This window comes from Isoptericola sp. NPDC019693, assembly GCF_044389085.1.
Classification (GTDB): domain Bacteria; phylum Actinomycetota; class Actinomycetes; order Actinomycetales; family Cellulomonadaceae; genus Isoptericola.
Genome location: NZ_JBIRXP010000001.1, coordinates 538,012 through 557,032, shown reverse-complemented (window position 1 = coordinate 557,032; position 19,021 = coordinate 538,012). Strand labels below are relative to the sequence as shown.

General features: G+C 73.6%; 16 protein-coding genes. 8 read left to right on the top strand and 8 right to left on the bottom strand.

What is annotated here, in order from left to right:
• Positions 1-3 precede the first annotated feature (3 nt).
• Entirely contained in the window at positions 4-519 is a 516-nt protein-coding gene (locus tag ACH436_RS02610; protein ID WP_430558615.1) for a GNAT family N-acetyltransferase, read from the top strand.
• On the opposite strand, the gene ACH436_RS02605 is transcribed toward ACH436_RS02610, so the two are convergent.
• Positions 432-1,181: a lysoplasmalogenase gene (locus ACH436_RS02605; RefSeq protein ID WP_430558614.1), complete on the bottom strand. Its 750-nt coding sequence runs from the start codon at positions 1,179-1,181 to the stop codon at positions 432-434. The two genes, ACH436_RS02610 and ACH436_RS02605, sit on opposite strands and share 88 nt — an antisense overlap.
• A gap of 56 nt (positions 1,182-1,237) precedes the next feature.
• Positions 1,238-2,359, bottom strand: coding sequence for a GNAT family N-acetyltransferase (locus ACH436_RS02600; RefSeq protein ID WP_430558613.1), 1,122 nt, complete (start codon positions 2,357-2,359; stop codon positions 1,238-1,240).
• Between the two features lie 128 nt (positions 2,360-2,487).
• On the opposite strand from ACH436_RS02600, the gene ACH436_RS02595 reads away from it, so the two are divergent.
• The 5 genes from ACH436_RS02595 (at position 2,488) to ACH436_RS02575 (ending at position 9,892) form a co-directional block, all read left to right on the top strand.
• On the top strand, positions 2,488-3,381 hold the full coding sequence (locus ACH436_RS02595) for an SMP-30/gluconolactonase/LRE family protein (RefSeq protein WP_430558612.1): 894 nt from the start codon (positions 2,488-2,490) through the stop codon (positions 3,379-3,381).
• Between the two features lie 90 nt (positions 3,382-3,471).
• The gene (gene metH, locus ACH436_RS02590; RefSeq protein ID WP_430558611.1) at positions 3,472-7,041 is read left to right on the top strand and encodes a methionine synthase; all 3,570 of its coding nucleotides are present in this window, start codon (positions 3,472-3,474) and stop codon (positions 7,039-7,041) included.
• A 59-nt stretch (positions 7,042-7,100) separates the two neighbouring features.
• The gene (locus ACH436_RS02585) at positions 7,101-8,117 is read left to right on the top strand and encodes an Ldh family oxidoreductase (RefSeq protein ID WP_430558610.1); all 1,017 of its coding nucleotides are present in this window, start codon (positions 7,101-7,103) and stop codon (positions 8,115-8,117) included.
• Positions 8,114-9,112, top strand: coding sequence for a proline racemase family protein (locus ACH436_RS02580; RefSeq protein ID WP_430558609.1), 999 nt, complete (start codon positions 8,114-8,116; stop codon positions 9,110-9,112). Before ACH436_RS02585 ends, ACH436_RS02580 begins: the two co-directional genes overlap by 4 nt.
• Before the next feature lie 90 nt (positions 9,113-9,202).
• A complete protein-coding gene (locus ACH436_RS02575) occupies positions 9,203-9,892 on the top strand; it encodes a GNAT family N-acetyltransferase (protein ID WP_430558608.1) in 690 nt (229 codons plus the stop codon).
• Here the strand turns inward: ACH436_RS02575 and ACH436_RS02570 are convergent.
• The 4 genes from ACH436_RS02570 to ACH436_RS02555 all read right to left on the bottom strand — a co-directional run bounded on the left by ACH436_RS02570 (position 9,889) and on the right by ACH436_RS02555 (position 13,539).
• The gene (locus tag ACH436_RS02570; RefSeq protein WP_430558607.1) at positions 9,889-10,251 is read right to left on the bottom strand and encodes a DUF2200 domain-containing protein; all 363 of its coding nucleotides are present in this window, start codon (positions 10,249-10,251) and stop codon (positions 9,889-9,891) included. The genes ACH436_RS02575 and ACH436_RS02570 overlap by 4 nt on opposite strands.
• 43 nt (positions 10,252-10,294) lie before the next feature.
• On the bottom strand, positions 10,295-10,924 hold the full coding sequence (locus ACH436_RS02565) for a DUF6580 family putative transport protein (RefSeq protein WP_430558606.1): 630 nt from the start codon (positions 10,922-10,924) through the stop codon (positions 10,295-10,297).
• Complete coding sequence (locus ACH436_RS02560; RefSeq protein ID WP_430558605.1) at positions 10,921-11,340, bottom strand: DUF4430 domain-containing protein; 420 nt, start codon at positions 11,338-11,340, stop codon at positions 10,921-10,923. The genes ACH436_RS02565 and ACH436_RS02560 overlap by 4 nt, the downstream gene beginning before the upstream one ends.
• 72 nt (positions 11,341-11,412) lie before the next feature.
• Positions 11,413-13,539, bottom strand: coding sequence for a type IIA DNA topoisomerase subunit B (locus ACH436_RS02555; RefSeq protein ID WP_430558604.1), 2,127 nt, complete (start codon positions 13,537-13,539; stop codon positions 11,413-11,415).
• Between the two features lie 136 nt (positions 13,540-13,675).
• Here ACH436_RS02555 and ACH436_RS02550 point away from each other — a divergent pair, with 136 nt between their 5' ends.
• Positions 13,676-13,891: a DUF7455 domain-containing protein gene (locus ACH436_RS02550; protein ID WP_380326818.1), complete on the top strand. Its 216-nt coding sequence runs from the start codon at positions 13,676-13,678 to the stop codon at positions 13,889-13,891.
• A gap of 101 nt (positions 13,892-13,992) precedes the next feature.
• On the opposite strand, the gene ACH436_RS02545 is transcribed toward ACH436_RS02550, so the two are convergent.
• Positions 13,993-15,591, bottom strand: a complete 1,599-nt coding sequence (locus tag ACH436_RS02545; RefSeq protein WP_430558603.1) for a SpoIID/LytB domain-containing protein — start codon at positions 15,589-15,591, stop codon at positions 13,993-13,995.
• Positions 15,592-15,729: 138 nt separating this feature from the next.
• Between ACH436_RS02545 and ACH436_RS02540 the strand changes: the two genes are divergently transcribed.
• Entirely contained in the window at positions 15,730-17,214 is a 1,485-nt protein-coding gene (locus ACH436_RS02540; RefSeq protein ID WP_430558602.1) for an FAD-binding oxidoreductase, read from the top strand.
• A 111-nt stretch (positions 17,215-17,325) separates the two neighbouring features.
• On the opposite strand, the gene ACH436_RS02535 is transcribed toward ACH436_RS02540, so the two are convergent.
• Positions 17,326-18,951, bottom strand: a complete 1,626-nt coding sequence (locus ACH436_RS02535; protein WP_430558601.1) for an RNA polymerase sigma factor — start codon at positions 18,949-18,951, stop codon at positions 17,326-17,328.
• Positions 18,952-19,021: the final 70 nt, after the last annotated feature.

Below are 19,021 nucleotides of genomic sequence, written 5' to 3'. Positions count from 1 at the left end.
GCCATGCCCGACGCCTCACCCACCGGTCCCTCGAAGTCCGGTCCCCCGCCGTCCGGTCCCCTGCCGACCCGCCCCGGCCTGCCCGACGGCTACGACGTCACCACCGACCCGGAACGCATCGGCGCTGCCCGCGCGCACGCGCTCCTGGCCGCGCACGCGTACTGGGCCGAGGGCCGCACGCTCGACGTCCACCGGGGCGCCATGGCGGGGTCCCGCAGCTACGGCGTCGTCACCGCGGCGGGCGATCTGGCCGCCTACGCGCGCCTCGTGACCGACGGCGCGACGTTCGGCTGGCTCGCGGACGTGATCGTCGACCCCGCCCACCGCGGGCACGGGCTGGGCCGCGCCGTCGTCGGGCGGGCGCTGGCCGACGTCGAGGCGCTCGGGCTGAAGCGGGTCCTGCTGCGCGCGTCGGACGAGGGCCGGCCCATCTACGAGCGCGTCGGCTTCCGCGCCGTCCCCGAGCCCGACTCCTGGCTGGAGCTGCGCGCGAGCACCCCGGCGACCAGCAGCGCCTGACCCGCCACGTAGGTGAGCATCACCCAGAACCCGGAGGCGGGCGGGTCGAACCAGTCCGTGAAGGCGCCGAGCGCGATCATCGCGTCCGACGCCAGGAAGACGACGCCGCCCGCCCCGGCCAGAGGGTGCACGCCCGTGGCGAGCACCGCCATCGCGACCAGGCAGACCCCGTACACGACCACGGCGGCCAGCAGCGGGCCGGGCGCGCCCGGGGCGCTGGCGACGACGAGCGCCACGGCCGCGAGCACGTAGGGGGCCAGGAGCACCGGCCGGCGGGCGACGCTCGCGCCGCGCGTCGGCCAGAACGCGACGGCGTACGCCACCTGGGCGAGCAGGAAGAAGGCGACCATCACGAGGAACGCGGCGTCGCCCTCGAACGCCGCGGGCGCCGTGTCCCCGAGCCAGGACAGCCCCAGGGCCACCGCGACCAGGCGCACCAGCCGTGAGCGGGGGGCGGGCGCGGCGCACCACAGCGTCGCCGCGAGGAGCGGCATGAGGCAGGCCTGCGTGACGCGGGCCCACGTGGCGGCCTCGGCCACCTGCGCCACGAGGTGCAGCACGGTGAGCATCGCGAGCGCGACGGCGGTCGCGCGGGAGGTGACGGTGGGCAGGAGCCGCTGGGGCGGCGCCGGGATCAGCCCGGGATGAACGGCGTCGGTCACGCGGGGCAGCCTAGAGCCTGCCGAGCAGCCTTGGCGAGGTCGTCGGCAGCAGCGGGTCAGAGCTCGATCGTCAGCAGGCGTGACCCGTGCCTCGTGGTGTAGCCCAGGCTCGCGTACAGCCCGTGCGCGCCGCTCGGGTTCTGGGTGTCGACGTCGAGCGCGGCGACCGCCATGCCGTCGGCGGCGAACGCCCGCATCCCCGCGGCGAGGAGCGCGACGGCCACCTTGCGCCCGCGGTAGGCGCGGCGCACGCCGAGGATGTCGGTGTACCCGAAGGGGTAGCCGCGCACCGCGAAGTCCGCCTCGTACCGCGCCGCGACATGGTAGCCGACGACCAGCGGTTCCCCGGCCCGCAGCGCGTCCGCGGTCTCCGCGTCGGTGCGCGGGTCGGCGAGGAGCGCGGCGACGTCCGGCTCCGGGTCGACGACGACGAACGACCACTCGGGCGCGTACGTCGCCCGCCCGCTGCGCCACTGCTCCCGGGTCTGCGGCTCGCTCCCCCAGTGGTCGCGGAACGCGTCGTTGTGGGCCAGCCGGGCGGCGTCGTCGTGCGCGTCGTCGAGCGGCAGCAGCCGCAGCCCGCCCTCCGGCTCGACGACCGGCAGCGGGTGGGCGGCGAGGTCGCGCAGGTCGCGCTCCAGGTCGGAGTAGTACCGCCGGGGCGCGAAGCCGGCCCGCTCGTACAGCCGGACCTTCGTGGCCGGGGCGGTGTCCTCGAGGAATCCCGCGATGCGACCCGGCAGGGCGGTCCCGGTGGCGGCGAGCAGCTGACGTGCCCGCGCCTCCTGCCAGGCGAACAGCTCCCGGCCGATGCCCTCCCCGCGGCGGTCCGGGTGGACGGCGCCCCAGAGGAAGGCGCGCACCCGGGTGGTGTCGCCGGGCATCGTCTCGACGTAGCCGTAGGCCCGCAGCGCGCCGGCCTCGTCGAGGCCGAGGACCGAGTCCGTCCCGAGACGCTGCCACGGGGCGCCGAGGATCTCGCGCAGCTCTTCCAGCGTCTCCCGGTACGGCTCGCCGTCCGCCTCCGCGACGGTGTTGCGCAGGTCGAGCAGCGTGCCGGCGTCGTCCACGGTCGCGGGGCGCCACGTCAGCCCGCCGGCCGCGAGCGGCGGCAGCACGGACGGGGCGTCCGCACGCTCGGCGAGGGGTGCGAGCGTAGCGGGGGTCGGGGTCGCCATGGGCCCCACGGTAGGCACCGCCGCCCGCCGGGCGCACGGGCTTTTCGCGCACCCACCGCTTGTCCGCGGCGGCGGCCGTGTGGCACGGTGCAGCGTCCTGACCAGCACCGACCGCAACGGAGCGCGCGATGACCGACGCCGTCCCCGCCGTGTACGAGCCCCTCGACGAGCGGTTCGCCGCCGTGGGCGGCGACAGCCGCCTCGAGCGCCTCTGGACCGGCGGCCGCTGGACCGAGGGGCCGCTGTACGTCCCCGCGGGCCGCTACCTGCTGTTCAGCGACATCCCGAACGACCGGGTGCTGCGCTGGTGCGAGACGGACGGCTCGGTCAGCGTCTTCGGCTCGCCCGCCGGCTACGCCAACGGCCGCACGCTCGACCGGCAGGGGCGCGTCGTCACGTGCCAGCACGGCGAGCGGCGGGTCGTGCGCACCGAGCACGACGGCTCGACGACGGTGCTCGCCGACCGCCTGGACGGCCGCCGGTTCAACAGCCCCAACGACGTGGTGGTGTCGTCCGACGGCGCCGTGTGGTTCACCGACCCGCCGTACGGCATCGCGAGCGACTACGAGGGCCACCGCGCGGAGCCGGAGGTCGACGGCTGCCACGTCTACCGGGTCGACCCGCGCACGGGACAGGTGGCCGCGGTCGCGACGGACCTCGAGCGTCCCAACGGCCTGGCGTTCTCCCCCGACGAGAGCCGGCTGTACGTCGCGGACACGCAGCGACGCCACCTGCGCGTGTTCGACGTGGACGGCGGCCGGCTCGCGGGCGGCGACGTCCTCGCCGACCTCGAGGGCGGGCCGGACGGTGTGCGGGTCGACGACGCCGGCCGCGTGTGGGTCGCGGCGGGGACAGCCGTGCACGTCCTGCATCCCGACGGCACCCTCCTGGGCCGACTCCGCCTGCCCGAGGAGGTCTCGAACCTCACGTTCGGGGGCCCCAAGCGCAACCGGCTGTTCCTCACGGCGACGACGTCGGTGTACTCGATCCTGCTCACCGTCACCGGCCCGCGTCTCGTCTGAGCCGCACCGCCGCGAGCGCGGACGGGTGGCGGCGGCGAGGGCGCGTGGACGCCTCGTCCGTCGACGCGGCCGCGCCGTTACGCTGCACGGGTGACGACCACGCTCGACCCCGCCGACACCCGTTCCACCGCCCTGCGCGAGGCCCTGCGCACGCGCGTCGTGGTGGCCGACGGCGCCATGGGCACGATGATCCAGGCCGCGGACCCGACCCTCGAGGACTACGAGGGCCACGAGGGCTGCAACGAGGTGCTCAACGTCTCGCGCCCGGACATCATCTCGGCCGTGCACGACGCGTACCTGGAGGTCGGCGTCGACGCGATCGAGACCAACACGTTCGGTGCCAACTGGTCCAACCTGTCCGACTACGGGATCGACGACCGCATCCGCGAGCTGGCCCGGGCGGGGGCGGCCCTGGCCCGCGGGCGCGCCGACGCGTACGCCACGCCGGACCACCCGCGCTGGGTGCTCGGCTCGATGGGGCCCGGCACCAAGCTGCCGAGCCTGGGGCACACCACCTACGCCCACCTGCGCGCGACGTTCGCGGAGCAGGCGGCCGGGCTCCTCGAGGGCGGGGCGGACGCCCTGCTCGTGGAGACCAGCCAGGACCTGCTGCAGGCCAAGGCGGCCGTGACCGGCTGCCACGACGCGATCGCCGAGGTCGGTCGCTCGGTGCCCGTCATCGTCTCCGTCACGGTGGAGACCACCGGCACCATGCTCATGGGCTCGGAGATCGGGGCGGCGCTGACGACCCTGCAGGCGATCGGCGTCGACGCGATCGGGCTGAACTGCGCCACCGGCCCGGAGCAGATGAGCGAGCACCTGCGCCACCTGGCGCGGCACAGCGAGGTCCCCGTCACGTGCATGCCCAACGCGGGGCTGCCGGAGCTGGGCCCGTACGGCGCCGTGTACCCGCTCACCCCGGAGGAGCTGGCCGCCGCGCACACGCAGTTCGTGCAGGAGTTCGGTCTCGGGCTCGTGGGCGGCTGCTGCGGCACGACGCCGGAGCACCTGCGCCAGGTGGTCGAGGCGGTGCGCGGCCGGGAGCTGCCGGACCGCGCGCCGCAGCGCGAGAACGGTGTCGCCTCGCTGTACTCGCACACGGACCTGCGTCAGGACACCTCGTACCTGGCGATCGGCGAGCGCACCAATGCCAACGGTTCCAAGGCGTTCCGCGAGGCGATGCTCGAGGGCCGCTGGGACGACGTCGTCGACATCGCGCGCGCCCAGACGCGCGACGGCGCGCACCTGCTCGACGTCTGCGTGGACTACGTGGGGCGCGACGGCGTCGCGGACGTGCGCGAGGTCGTCTCCCGGCTCGCCTCGGCGTCCACCCTCCCGCTGGTGATCGACTCGACCGAGCCGGCGGTGCTGCAGGCGGGGCTCGAGCTGCTCGGCGGGCGCGGCGTCGTGAACTCGGTGAACTTCGAGGACGGCGACGGCCCTGGCTCGCGCTACGCCAAGATCATGCCGCTCGTGCAGGAGCACGGCGCAGCCGTCGTCGCGCTGACCATCGACGAGGAGGGGCAGGCACGCACCAAGGACGGCAAGGTCGCGATCGCCACCCGCCTCATCGAGCAGCTCACGGGCGACTGGGGCATGCGGGTGGACGACATCATCGTCGACGCCCTGACCTTCCCCATCGCCACGGGCCAGGAGGAGACGCGGCGCGACGCCATCGAGACCATCGAGGCGATCCGCGAGATCACGACCCGCTACCCCGGCGTGCACACGACGCTCGGCGTCTCGAACGTGTCGTTCGGCCTCAACCCCGCGGCGCGTACCGTGCTCAACTCCGTGTTCCTGCACGAGGCGACGCAGGCCGGCCTGGACTCCGCCATCGTGCACGCCGCGAAGATCCTGCCGCGCAACGCCATCCCCGACGAGCAGTGGGAGGCGGCGGAGGACCTCGTGTGGGACCGGCGCCGGTACGACGACGAGGGCAACCTGGTCCACGACCCGCTGGCGCACCTGCTCGAGTTGTTCTCCGGCGTGGACGCCACCGCCCTGCGCGACCAGCGCGCGGCCGAGCTCGCCGCGCTGCCGGTCGGCGAGCGCCTGGAGCGCCGGATCGTCGACGGCGCGCGCAAGGGCCTCGAGGACGACGTCGACGAGGCGCTCGGCGCCGGCATGAAGGCCCTCGACATCGTCAACACGCACCTGCTGGGCGGCATGAAGGTCGTGGGCGAGCTGTTCGGCTCCGGTCAGATGCAGCTGCCGTTCGTGCTCCAGTCAGCCGAGGTGATGAAGACGGCCGTGGCGCTGCTGGAGCCCCACATGGAGAAGGTCGAGGGCGACGGGGACCGCTCCAAGGGCACGGTCGTGCTGGCCACCGTGCGCGGCGACGTGCACGACATCGGCAAGAACCTCGTCGACATCATCCTCACCAACAACGGCTACACCGTGGTGAACATCGGCATCAAGCAGCCGGTCAGCGCCATGATCGAGGCCGCCGAGGAGCACGACGCCGACGTCATCGGCATGTCGGGGCTGCTCGTGAAGTCGACGGTCGTGATGAAGGAGAACCTCGCCGAGCTCGTCTCCCGCGGGCTCGACAAGCGCTGGCCGATCCTGCTGGGCGGCGCGGCCCTGACCCGCACCTACGTCGAGGACGACCTCGCCTCCGCGTTCCCCGGCACCGTGCGGTACGCCAAGGACGCGTTCGAGGGGCTGCGGCTCATGGAGCCGCTCGTCGCGATCGCGCGCGGCGCCGACCCCGAGTCCGTGGGCCTGCCCGCGCTGCGCAAGCGCCGCCACGGCGTCGTCACCGTGACGGAGACCGCGCCCGAGGACCTGCCCGCGCGGTCCGACGTCGCCGCCGACAACCCCGTGCCCACCCCGCCGTTCTGGGGCACCCGCGTGGTCAAGGGCATCCAGCTCGCCGACTACGCCGCGTTCCTCGACGAGCGTGCCACCTTCATGGGCCAGTGGGGCCTCAAGCCCGGCCGGGGCGACGACGGGGCGTCCTACGAGGAGCTCGTCGAGACCGAAGGGCGGCCGCGCCTGGCCGCGTGGCTCGAGCGTGTCCGCACCGACCAGATCATGGACCCCACGGTGGTGTACGGGTACTTCCCCGTGTGGTCCGAGGGCGACGACGTCGTGGTGGCGCACCACGACGGGCCCGACGGCGGCTCCGGCGGCGAGCCGGGCACGGAGCGGCTGCGGTTCCGGTTCCCGCGCCAGCGCCGCGACCGGCACCTGTGCCTGGCCGACTTCGTGCGCCCGCGGTCGTTCGTCGAGGAGACCGGGCGGTTCGACGTGCTGCCCGTGCAGCTCGTCACCGTCGGCGACGCCGTCTCGGGGCACACGGCGAAGCTGTTCGAGGCGAACGCCTACCGCGAGTACATGGAGCTGCACGGTCTCTCCGTGCAGCTGACGGAGGCGCTCGCCGAGTTCTGGCACTCCCGGGTGCGCGACGAGCTCGGCTTCTCAGGCGAGGAGCCCGACGACGTCGAGGGCCTGTTCAAGCTGCAGTACCGCGGGGCCCGCATGTCCCTCGGCTACCCCGCCTGCCCGGACATGGAGGACCGCCGCAAGGTGGTCGAGCTGCTGCGCCCCGAGCGCGTGGGCGTGACGCTGTCCGACGAGCTGCAGCTGCATCCCGAGCAGTCCACCGACGCCTTCGTCTTCCACCACCCGGAGGCGAAGTACTTCTCCGTGTGAGTCGGGTCGCCGCCACCGAGTCGTCGGGCGCACGCGCTCCCGGATACGGTGGGTCAGGTATGAATCGTGACGAACTCCCTTTTTCGCCGTCCTCCACCGCCACCGCGTCCGACCGGCTCCTCGAGCGGGGCGAGCTCGTCGACCTGTGCGAGAGGGCCGTGCGCGGTGCGGGTGGTTCGTCCGACACAGCGCGCGCCCTCGCTGAGGCGATGGTCTCCGCCGAGCTGCGCGGCAAGCCCTCCGTCGGCGTCTCCCACCTGCTCGACTTCGTCCGCGCGATCCCGGCCGGTCGTCTCAACGGCGATCCGCGGCCCACGGTCGAGCGCCGCAGGTTGTCGGTCGTCGTGGCCGACGCGGACCGCGGCGCGGCCCAGGTCGCGTTCGCCCGTGCCCTCCCGGTGGTCCTCGACGGGGTCCGCGACGCGGGCGTCGCCGTCCTGAGCATTCGCAACTGCTACCCGGCAGGCGAGCTCGCCCACTACGCGATCACGGGCGCGCGGGCGGGCTTCGTCGCCCTCGCCGCGACGAACTCGCCAGCCCTCCTGGCCGCCTACGGTTCCCGCGCGCCGATCACCGGCACCAACCCGCTCGCGTTCGCGCTGCCGCACCCCGACGGACCGCGAGCGTTCGACCAGGCGGCCAGCGCGACCGCCTGGGTCTCGGTGCGCGAGGCCGCCGAGCGCGGCGAGGCGATCCCCGACGGGTGGGCGCTCGGGCCGGACGGTGACCCGACCGACGACGCCTCCGCCGCGCTGGCCGGTGCGCTGCTGCCGTCCGGCGGGGTCAAGGGCGCGAACATCGCCGTCATGGTCGAGATGCTCGCCGCGCTGTCGGGCGGCGCGTTCTCCGTCGACGCGGCACCGTTCGAGCGCGGCAGCACCTCGCCCGCGGTCGGGCTGTTCCTGCTCCTGCTCGACCCGGCGGCGTTCGACCCCGGCTTCGTGGACCGCGCCGAGGCGCACCATCGACGCCTCACGACCGAGCACGGCGCCGACTTCGGCCGGCGCAAGGCCGAGCCCGCTGCCGTGCGGCTGCCCTCGGCGGTGCTCGACGAGCTGGAGGAGTGGGCACGATGAGGACCGACCGGCCGATCCGGACCGTCGAGGCGCACACCGAAGGACTCCCGGTGCGGGTGGTCACCGGCGGCGTCGACGCGCTCCCGGGCGCCGACATGGCGGAGCGGCGTCGGTGGTTCATCGAGAACTCGGACGAGCTGCGCACCTCCCTGATGTGCGAGCCGCGCGGCCACGGCTGGCTGTCCGGGGCGATCCTGCAACCGCCGACCCGGACCGATGCCGACTGGGGCGTGCTGTTCATCGAGGTGACGGGGGTCCTGCCGATGTGCGGCGCGGGGACGATCGCCGTGGCGACCGTGCTCGTGGAGACCGGGATGGTGCCCGTCGTCGAGCCGGTCACCACGGTCCGGCTCGACGCCCCGATCGGCCTGATCACCGCCGAGGTCCGGGTGCGCGACGGGCGGGCCGAGGACGTCACCATCGTCAACGTGCCGTCCTACGCGCACGAGCTCGACCGGCGCCTCGACGTCCCGGGGTACGGCGAGGTCGCGTGCGACATCGCGTTCGGTGGCAACTACTACGCGTTCGTCGACGCCGCTGACCTCGGCATCCCGTTCGAGCGAGACCGCGTCGACGAGCTGATCGCCGCCGGCCGCGCCGTCATGGCTGCCGTGAACGAGCAGGCCTCCCCGGTCCACCCGGAGACCGGCTACGCCGGCTGCGAGCACGCCGTGCTCCTGGCGCCCGGGTCCGACGCGGCACGGGCGCGACACGCCCTGATCAACCACCCCGGCTGGCTCGACCGGTCCCCCGGCGGCACCGGCACGAGCGCCCTGATGGCCGTGCACCACGCCCGCGGCCGGCTCCACGCGGACCGTCCGTTCGTCAATGAGTCGTTCATCGGCACCGAGTTCACGGGTCGCATCGTCGAGGAGACGACCATCGCCGGCCGTCCGGCGATCGTGCCCGCCATCACCGGGCGGGCCTGGGTGACCGGCACGGCGCAGTACGTGCTCGACCCGACGGACCCGTTTCCCGCCGGGTTCACCCTCTAGCCCCGTGCCCGCCCGGCGCTCGACGTGGAGCGGGCGCACGTCGTGGGGCACTCGTTCGACGGTTGGTCCGCGACCAGGGACGATACGAGCATGAGCACGCCGAACCCCGGTCACGACGTCCTGCCCGAGGAGACCAGTACGGCGATCGAGGTCGACCGGTACCGGCCCGCCGACCGCGCCGATCTGTACGAGGTCTGCCTGCGCACGGGCGACTCCGGCGAGGACGCCACCGGGCTGTACGCCGACGGCGACCTCCTCGGCCACGTCTACCTCGGCGCGTACCTCGAGCTGGAGCCGGACCTGGCGCGCGCCCTGCGGCGCGCGGACGGCACCGTCGCCGGCTACTGCGTGGCCACCGCGAGCACCACGGACTTCGAGCGCCGCTGCGAGGAGAGCTGGTGGCCCGCGCTGCGCGCCCGCTACGCCGCCCCCGCCGAGGACGACGGGTCGCCGGACGCGCGACTGCTGCGCATGATCCACGCGCCGTCGCGGACCGAGACGCCGTGGCTCGCCGAGTTTCCCGCGCACCTGCACGTGGACCTGCTGCCCGAGGCGCAGGGCGGCGGCCGCGGCCGGGCCGTGCTGGAGGCCGTGCTCGACGCCGTCGCCGCCACCGGCGCGCCGGGCATCCACCTCGGCGTCGGCGGGCGCAACGTGCGCGCGATCGGCTTCTACGAGCACCTGGGGTTCCGCACCCTGGAGCACCACCCCTGGGGCCTCACCATGGGCCTGCGTCTGCCGCGCCGCTTGAAGCAGGCCGACGGCGGCCGCCGGTCCTAGGCGGCCGCGCTCCCCCGCAGGATCGACGTCATCTTCTTGCCCTTGGCGACCTCGTCGACCAGCTTGTCCATCCAGCGGATCTGCTGCATCAGCGGGTCGTCGATGTCCTCGACGCGGACGCCGCAGATCACCCCGGTGATGAGCGACGCGTTCGGGTTCATCGCGGGCGCCCGGGCGAAGAACGTCTCCAGGTCCACCTCCTCGGCGATCGCCTTCTCGAGGCCGGCGTCGTCGTAGCCGGTGAGCCAGGTCAGGACGCGGTCGAGGTCGTCGGTGCTGCGTTCCTTGCGCTCCACCTTCTGCACGTAGAGCGGGTAGATGCTGGCGAAGGTCATCCGCCGGATCCGGTCGGCAGGCATCGGTCGCCTCCTGTCGTGGCGGTCGGGTGTGCTCCCGACGAGGCTAGCGCGCGACGACGAGGTCCGTGGCGGGCGCCGTCGCACGCTCGAGGCGCGCCACCAGGGCGACGAGCCCCGCGGCGAGCGGCACCAGCACCAGGTTGCCCAGCAGCATCGGGCGCAGGAACGGCAGGCCGGCGACGTAGCTGGCCAGCAGCCCGTCCAGGCCCGCGGGGTAGAACGTGCCCCGGCCGAGCCACCACACGCCCGCGTTGGTCCACAGGTAGAAGAACAGCGAGCTGCCGACCCCGAAGCCGAGGGCCGCGACGAGGCGACCCGCCGTGCCCCGGGTGCGCCCGGACCACCAGGCGCCGACGCCGATCGCGGCCCAGGCGGTCCAGGTGAACACCAGCACGGACGAGTTGCCGAGCAGCACGTCGCTCAGCGCGACCACGACCAGCGGCGCGAGCATCGCCAGCCGGTGGCGCAGCAGCCCGGCGGCGGCGAACGCTGCCGCGGTCGAGAGCTCGAGGTTGGGCGGCGCGCCGAGGTCCGTCTTCACGAGCCGCCAGACGACGGCGCCCGCCACGAGCAGCACCGCCAGCGCGGGGCGCCACCACCGGCGCACGAGCTCGCGGGCGGTGAGCGGCGAGTCGAGGCGCGGCGCACGCGTCCGCGACGTGGGGGCGCTCACTGCTCGATCTCCTCGAGCTTCCACGTGATGGTCTGCCCGTCCTCGGTCTCGAGCGACCCGGCGCCCACCTGGGCCATCTCGTCGTCGACGTACAGGCCCCAGAACTCCGTCGCCGGGTCGGCCTCGCGGCCGCGGATCGCGGTGACGAAGGCGTTCTCACCCTCGCCCTGCACCTGCGCGTCCGGGTCCTTCTCCTGCAGCAGCTCGAGGGCGGTCTTGCCGTCCTCGCCCTCGTACGAGAACTCGCCGACGTTCTCGGCCACCTGCTCGCTGGCCTCCACCGACGCGGAGACCGACGGCGACGTGCCGTCCGACGAGCCGCCCTCCGAGCACCCGGCGGCGATCCCTGTGGTCAGGGCCAGTGCGGGCAGGAGTACGAGCAGTCGTGGCGCCGTCCGGCGCGTTGCGGTCTTCACGGCCAGAGGGTACCCATCACTAGCGCGCACCCGCCGCTCGGGGCCGCCATGCGGACGGCGACCCGGCCGGGCTCAGGCGTCGATCCGGGACTGGTCGAGCGTGCTCGCCCCGGCGACGATGAACTCCTTGCGGGGCGCGACGTCGCTGCCCATGAGCAGCTCGAACACCCGCTCCGCGGCCTCGGCGCCCTCGACGGTCACGCGGCGCAGCGTGCGGTGCCGCGGGTCCATGGTGGTCTCGGCGAGCTGGTCGGCGTCCATCTCCCCCAGGCCCTTGTAGCGCTGGATGTCCTCCTTGTACCGGCGCCCGGCCCGGTCCAGCTTCTTGAGGGTCGCGGTGAGCTCCGCCTCCGAGTACGTGTACAGGTACTCGTTCTTGCGCCGGCCGCTGCCCAGCACCTCCACCCGGTGCAGCGGCGGGACGGCGGCGAACACGCGTCCCGCCTCGAGCATCGGCCGCATGTACCGGTAGAAGAGGGTGAGCAGCAGGGTGCGGATGTGCGCGCCGTCGACGTCGGCGTCGGTCATCAGCACGATCTTGCCGTAGCGCGCGGCGTCGAGGTCGAAGGACCGGCCCGAGCCCGCCCCGAGCACCTGGATGATGGCGGCGCACTCCGCGTTGCGCAGCATGTCGCTGATCGACGCCTTCTGGACGTTGAGGATCTTGCCGCGGATCGGCAGCAGCGCCTGGAAGTCGCTCGAGCGGGCCAGCTTGGCCGTGCCGAGGGCGCTGTCGCCCTCGACGATGAACAGCTCGCTGCGGTTGACGTCGTCGCTGCGGCAGTCGGCGAGCTTCGCCGGGAGCGACGACGCCTCGAGGGCGTTCTTGCGCCGGGAGATCTCCTTCTGCTTGCGGGCGGTGACGCGGGCGCGCATCTCGGCGACGACCTTGTCGAGCAGCAGCGCGGCCTGCGCCTTCTCGTCGCGCTTGGAGGAGGTGAGCAGCGCGCCGAGCTCCTTCTCGACGACGCGCGTCACGATGCCGCGCACGGGCGCGGTGCCGAGGACCTCCTTGGTCTGGCCCTCGAACTGCGGCTCCGCGAGCCGCACCGTGACCACCGCGGTGAGCCCCGCCAGGACGTCGTCCTTCTCGATCCGCTCGGCCGCGTCCTTGGTCGAGACCTTGAGACGCCGCGCGTTCGCCTCGATCTGCTTGCGCACCGTCTTGAGCAGGCCCTGCTCGAAGCCGGACAGGTGAGACCCGCCCTTGGGCGTGGAGATGATGTTGACGAAGGAGCGGACCTCCGTGTCGTAGCCCCCGCCCCACCGCAGGGCGATGTCGACCTCGCAGTCGCGCTGCACCTCCTGCGGGGTCATGTGGCCGCGGGAGTCCAGCACCGGCACCGTCTCGGTGAAGTGGCCGCTGCCCTTGAGCTGCCACGTCGAGGTGACGGGGGCGTCGGGCGCGAGGAACTCGACGAAGTCGACGGCCCCGCCGTCGTGCTGGAAGACCTCCTCGTGCGGGCCGGTCTCCCCCGGGGTGCCCGGCAGGCCGCGCTCGTCGCGCACCGTGATCTTCAGGCCGGGCACGAGGAACGTCGTCTGGCGGGCGCGCGTGACGAGCTCGTCGTAGCTGAACACGGCCGTCTTGGGGAACACCTGGCGGTCGGCCCAGTACCGCACGCGCGTGCCGGTGACGCCGCGCTTCGCCTTGCCGACGACGATGAGCTCGGACCCGGAGACGAAGGGCTCGAACGAGGACTCCGGCGACGGGCCGGAGGCCGGGTCCGAGAACACGCCGGGCTCTCCGCGGTGGAACGTCATGCCGTACGTCTTGCCGCTGCGGTCCACCTCGACGTCGAGCCGCGCCGAGAGCGCGTTGACCACCGAGGCGCCGACGCCGTGCAGACCGCCGGACGCCGTGTACGAGCCGCCGCCGAACTTGCCGCCCGCGTGCAGCTTGGTGAAGACCACCTCGACGCCGGTCAGGCCCGTCTTCGGCTCGACGTCGACCGGGATCCCCCGGCCGTCGTCCTCGACCGTCACCGACGAGTCCGCGTGCAGCACCACCCGGATCGCGGTCGCGAACCCGCCCAGGGCCTCGTCGACCGAGTTGTCGATGATCTCCCACAGGCAGTGCATGAGGCCGCGCGAGTCGGTGGACCCGATGTACATGCCGGGGCGCTTGCGGACCGCCTCGAGGCCCTCGAGGACCGACAGGTGGCGCGCGGTGTACCCGGACTCGGAGGTGGCAGTCACGGGAACGAGGGTAGACGACCGAACAGGTGTTCCCGTGCGCTCCACGCCGTCCGGGCGTGCGACGTACCACTATGCCGGGAGCGAACCCGGCCCGGGTCGGGGATGCTCCGCGGCCCCGGTCTGGTTGGATGGTCATGTGAGCACCACGACGACCGAACCGACCCAGCCGCTGACCGCCGCCGACCGCTGCGACCGCTGCGGCGCCCAGGCGTACGTCCGTGTGGTCCTGCCCGTCGGAGAGCTCCTCTTCTGCGGGCACCACGCACGCGCGCACGCGGGCGCCTACGAGGGCGTCGCCGTCCACGTCCAGGACGAGACCGACCGGCTCCTCGCCGAGCACGGGGCGCGCTGACCCGCGGCCCCGCCCCTGCCGGCGAGCGACGCCGACGAACGACGAGAGCCCCGCACCCTCCGGTGCGGGGCTCTCGTGCGTCGTGGTGCGGGCAGTACGGGTCAGGTGTTCCGGCCGGCGAGCGAGCCCACCCACGAGGCTCGCACCCCGAGCGTGGTGCGCCACCCGTCCGCCGTCCTGGTCCGCGACACCTTCGTCCCCGTCGCCGAGGTGGCCGTCAGCGTCCTGACCTGACCGCTCGACCACCGTGACGTCACCGCGATCGAGCGGACCGACGGCAGCCCGAAGATCGACCGGGCCTTCGCCTGCGTGATCGAGTCGCTCCAGCCCACGTACGGGTTCTTCGGCGCCTGGGCGGAGTAGGGGTCCCCGACGTGCTTGAGGTACGGCAGGGCCGTCGTCCCGAAGACCTCCGCGTTGGTGGCCGTGCCGCGGCGCCCGCCCGCGCCGCCCGTCGAGGCGAAGTACGGCGTCTCGGCGAACCCGCCCTCCGCGTCGCGCAGCACGGTCACCGTGCGGTCACCGGCCTGGATGGTGGCGTTCACCGCCGCGACCCAGGTGCCGCCCCAGCTCCCGCCCTGCTTCGTCCAGCCGGTGTAGTGCTGGGACCGGGTGTCGTCGTAGACGTGGCAGCCGCACTCCGGCTTGAGCCCCTTCACCTTCTCGACGATCGCGTAGTTCCGGGCCGCGACCGCCTGTGCCTGCAGCGCGGCCGCTCCCCCGTTCGTGCTCGCGCCCCACCCCGACGGCATCTCGTCCAGGCCGTAGAGGTACTCGGTGTTGATGATCACCTCGTTGACGACGTTCGGCCGGTTCGACCGCTTCGTCACCACGAGGCGCCCGTTGCGGTAGGTCCCCTGGGCGCCCGCGACGGTCGCGACCGGCTTCTCCGTCGCGGTGGGCTGGAAGTACCGGGTGCCGGACCACTCGTACGTGAGGCTGGACCGCGCGGTGACCGTCCTGACGGTCGCGCCGCCCTTCGTGACCTTGGCCGTCACGCCCCCGGACGTGACGCCGACGGTGACCTTCTCGGCGGCGACGCCGCTCGCCACCACCGTGTTCTCCGGATCCGTGAGCCGCCAGGACCCGGAGTCGACCGCGAGGACGGTCGTGGTGCGGCTGTCCGACGGCGGACCGAGCACCTGCACGTCGAGGGTGGTGCGCGGGTCGTTGGCCGTCGAGACGGTGGTGCCCGGGTAGTAGTACCCGAGGATCTGCGCGGCTGTGCGGCCGGACCTGGCCTGCTGGTACGCGCCCCACTGGGCGAGCCCCACCCCGTGCCCCGACCCCGAGCCGGAGATCGCGAACCGCACGGGCACCACGAGCACCGTGACCGTCCCGCTCCTGGCCTGGCTGGTGCGGAAGCGGTAGCTCGTCGAGGAGGTCGGCTTCACCGTGGTCGACGCGCGGCCCTTCGTCCCGGTCCGCACGCTGCGGACGTCGACCCAGGACGAGCCCTTCTTCCGCTGCAGCGTGACCGCCGCGCCCCGCACGGGCTTGCCCGACCTCAGGTAGCTGACCGTGAGCGTCTTTTCGGTCGCGGCCGTCGTCGTCCCCCCGCCGGAGGCTGTCAGCGTCCAGGTGGCCGCCTGCGCCGGCGGGGCCACGAGCACCGACACGAGCCCCAGGGCCAGGGCGACGACGAGCGCGAGCAGGACGACGAACCGGGACCGCCCGGGGATGGCCGTGGTCTGGAGCACGCGCACACCTTGCCACATCGGCCCAGGCCAGGGGAACGCCCGCACAGTTCACCCTCCGCCCCGGGCAACCACCCGTCACCGCTGGATCTCTCCCCGCTCCCTCTCCCCCGGCACCGTCCACCGAAGGAGAGTCCCCCGATGTCCAGCACCATCCCCGCCGCCGCGGCGCTCGACGACCCGACGGCCCACCACCTCGCCACCACCGCGGCCGCCGTCGCCGCCGAGCTCCGGCCGGGCCTCGCCGGCGCGGCCCACCTCCCGGGCGAGCCCGCCTACGACGCGGCGCTCGGGGGCTTCAACCTCGCCCTCGTGCACCGCCCCGCCGTCGTCGTGCGCGCCGCGGCGCCCGAGGACGTCGCCCGCACGGTGCGCGTGGCCGCGGCCCACGGGCTCGGCGTCGGCGTCCGGTCGACCGGCCACAGCGCCGCGCCGACCGGCCCCGCCGACGTCCTGCTCGACGTGTCCGCCCTGGACCACCTCGCGATCGACCCGGTGGCCCGCACCGCCACCGTCGGGCCGGGCACGGCGTGGCGCGCAGTGCTCGACGCGGGTGCCGAGCACGGGCTCGGCGGGCTCTGCGGGTCCTCCCCGCACGTCGGCGTGGTGGGCTACACGCTCGGCGGCGGCCTCGGGCCGCTCGCGCGCACGTTCGGCTTCGCCGCCGACCACGTCCGCTCCCTCGAGGTCGTCACCCCCGACGGTTCGCTCGTCGTGGCGTCGCCGACCCGGCACGAGGACCTGTTCTGGGCCCTGCGAGGAGGCGGCGGGGCGTTCGGGATCGTCACGTCCATGACCTTCGACCTGTTCCCGCTGCGCACGGTGCACGGCGGCACGCTGTGGTTCGACGCGCAGGACGCGGGACCCGTGGTGCACCGCTGGCGCGACCTGGTCCGCGACCTGCCGGAGGCCGTGTCCACGTCCGTCGCGCGGCTGAACCTCCCGCCGCTGCCCGACCTGCCCGAGCCGCTGCGCGGGCGCTCCGTCCTCGTGGTGCGCTACGTGCGCCACCTCGACGAGACCGAGCAGGACACCGGCACCCGGGCCGGTGAGGACCCGGTGGTCGACGAGCTGCGCGCCGTCGCGCCCCCGATCCTGGACGCGGTCGGCGACCTTCCCTACGTGCGAATCGGCGAGGTGCACGCGGACCCGGAGGACCCCATGCCGTTCGTGGAGCGCGGCGGCCAGCTGCGCGAGCTCACGGCCGAGGCCGTCGACGCCTTCCTCGCGGCCGTGCCCCCGGGGTCGCCCGTGATGATGGCCGAGATCCGCCTCCTCGGCGGAGCGGTGGGGCGGCCCGCCGCCGTCCCGAACGCCGTCGCCGGCCGCGACGCCGCCTGCACCCTGTTCGTCGGGTCGATCGGCGCGCCGATGGGGCCGCCGGACGCCGCCGCCCACGTCCAGGCCGTGCACGACGCCCTGCGTCCGTGGAGCACGGGCGGGTCGCTGCTCAACTTCGCCGGGCCGCGCGACGCCGTCTCGGCACACCTGCTGCGCACCGCCTTCGGCGCCGCCACGTACGAGCGGCTCGTGTCGATGCGCCGCCGGCTCGACCCGTCCGGCGTGCTCGCGCCGTCCTCACGCTGGGCCGCCGTCCACGGCGTACCGGGCGTCCCGGCGGCCTGAGCGTCGTCCCGTCACACGGTCCGCCGGAGGCACCTCGGCGGGTACGGCGAAGAGCCCCGGTGCCGGTCGAGGATCGACCGGCACCGGGGCCCTTCGTCATGCTGCTCGCGCTCAGTCGAGGTAGTCGCGCAGCACCTGGGACCGGCTCGGGTGGCGCAGCTTCGACATCGTCTTGGACTCGATCTGGCGGATCCGCTCACGGGTCACCCCGTAGACCTTGCCGATCTCGTCCAGCGTCTTGGGCTGGCCGTCCTGCAGGCCGAAGCGCATCGAGACGACGCCCGCCTCGCGCTCCGACAGGGTGTCGAGCACCTGGTGCAGCTGCTCCTGCAGCAGCGTGAAGCTCACGGCGTCGGCCGGGACGACGGCCTCGGAGTCCTCGATGAGGTCGCCGAACTCGCTGTCGCCGTCCTCGCCCAGCGGGGTGTGCAGCGAGATGGGCTCGCGGCCGTACTTCTGGACCTCGACCACCTTCTCGGGGGTCATGTCGAGCTCCTTGGCCAGCTCCTCCGGGGTGGGCTCGCGGCCCAGGTCCTGGAGCATCTGGCGCTGTACGCGGGCCAGCTTGTTGATGACCTCGACCATGTGCACCGGGATGCGGATGGTGCGGGCCTGGTCGGCCATGGCGCGCGTGATCGCCTGACGGATCCACCAGGTGGCGTAGGTGGAGAACTTGTAGCCCTTGGTGTAGTCGAACTTCTCGACCGCACGGATCAGACCGAGGTTGCCCTCCTGGATCAGGTCCAGGAACAGCATGCCGCGACCGGTGTACCGCTTGGCGAGGGACACGACGAGACGCAGGTTCGCCTCGAGCAGGTGGTTCTTGGCGCGCTTGCCGTCGTGGGCGATCCACCGCAGGTCGCGGTACATCTTGCGCTCCTCGGCGTTCGCCTTCGTCTTGTCGAACGTGGCGTAGTCCTTGGACAGGCGCTCCTCGGCGAACAGGCCGGCCTCGATGCGCTTCGCGAGCTCGACCTCCTGCTCGGCGTTCAGGAGGGCGACCTTGCCGATCTGCTTGAGGTAGTCCTTGACGGGGTCGGCGGTCGCGCCGGCCGTGACGACCTGCTGCGCGGGCTGGTCGTCGTCGTCGGTGTCCGAGACGACGAAGCCGGTCTCCTCGTCCTCGCCCTTGCCGTCCTTGGCCGCGCCGGCCTTGCCGCCCTTCGCGGCGGCGGTCGGCTCGGCGGCCTCGTTCTCCGGCTCGTCGTCGACGTCGGTCACGTCGTCCAGCTCGACGTCCTCGACGTCGTCGGCGGCCGGCTCGTCCTTGGACGCCGCCTTGCGACCGCGCGTCGGCTTCGCGCCCTTGGCGGCGGTCTTGGTCCCGGCCGACTTCGCGGCACCGCCCTTCGCCGCGGTCTTCTTGGGCGCGGACGCGGCCTCAGCAGACTCGTCGTCCGACGACGCGGACGTGACGGTCGAGGTCGTCACCGTCGAGGTCTTCACGGGGCTCGCGGACCGGGCGGCCGGCGCCTTCGCGCGGGTGGTCGTGCTCCGGCTCGCGCTGGCGGCGGCGACCTTGGTGGCCGTCGGCACACCGATCTCGACGCCCGCGGTCGCGAAGGCGCGCAGGACCGCCTTCAGACGCTTGGGGTCCGCCACCGCGGCGTTCTCGCAGGCAGCACGGAAGCTCTCGGCGTCGACCCGGCCGTCGGCGGTGCCTCGAGCGAGCAGCCCCTGCAGGGCAGGGTGCTCGAACTCGCGGGGAAGTGCGGGGTTCTGCGCAGTGGACGCCACAAACCGACCTTTCGGCATTCGAGGGGACGGTGCACCGCCGTCAAGGCCTCCGACTCGGACTGTCGTGGCT

Excerpts from the sequence above, each read along its gene's own strand:
- ACH436_RS02610 (WP_430558615.1), top strand. The coding sequence starts at position 4 with ATGCCCGACGCCTCACCCACCGGTCCCTCGAAGTCCGGTCCCCCGCCG.
- ACH436_RS02600 (WP_430558613.1), bottom strand. The coding sequence starts at position 2,359 with ATGGCGACCCCGACCCCCGCTACGCTCGCACCCCTCGCCGAGCGTGCG.
- ACH436_RS02595 (WP_430558612.1), top strand. The coding sequence starts at position 2,488 with ATGACCGACGCCGTCCCCGCCGTGTACGAGCCCCTCGACGAGCGGTTC.
- ACH436_RS02585 (WP_430558610.1), top strand. The coding sequence starts at position 7,101 with ATGAATCGTGACGAACTCCCTTTTTCGCCGTCCTCCACCGCCACCGCG.
- ACH436_RS02580 (WP_430558609.1), top strand. The coding sequence starts at position 8,114 with ATGAGGACCGACCGGCCGATCCGGACCGTCGAGGCGCACACCGAAGGA.
- ACH436_RS02575 (WP_430558608.1), top strand. The coding sequence starts at position 9,203 with ATGAGCACGCCGAACCCCGGTCACGACGTCCTGCCCGAGGAGACCAGT.
- ACH436_RS02570 (WP_430558607.1), bottom strand. The coding sequence starts at position 10,251 with ATGCCTGCCGACCGGATCCGGCGGATGACCTTCGCCAGCATCTACCCG.
- ACH436_RS02540 (WP_430558602.1), top strand. The coding sequence starts at position 15,730 with ATGTCCAGCACCATCCCCGCCGCCGCGGCGCTCGACGACCCGACGGCC.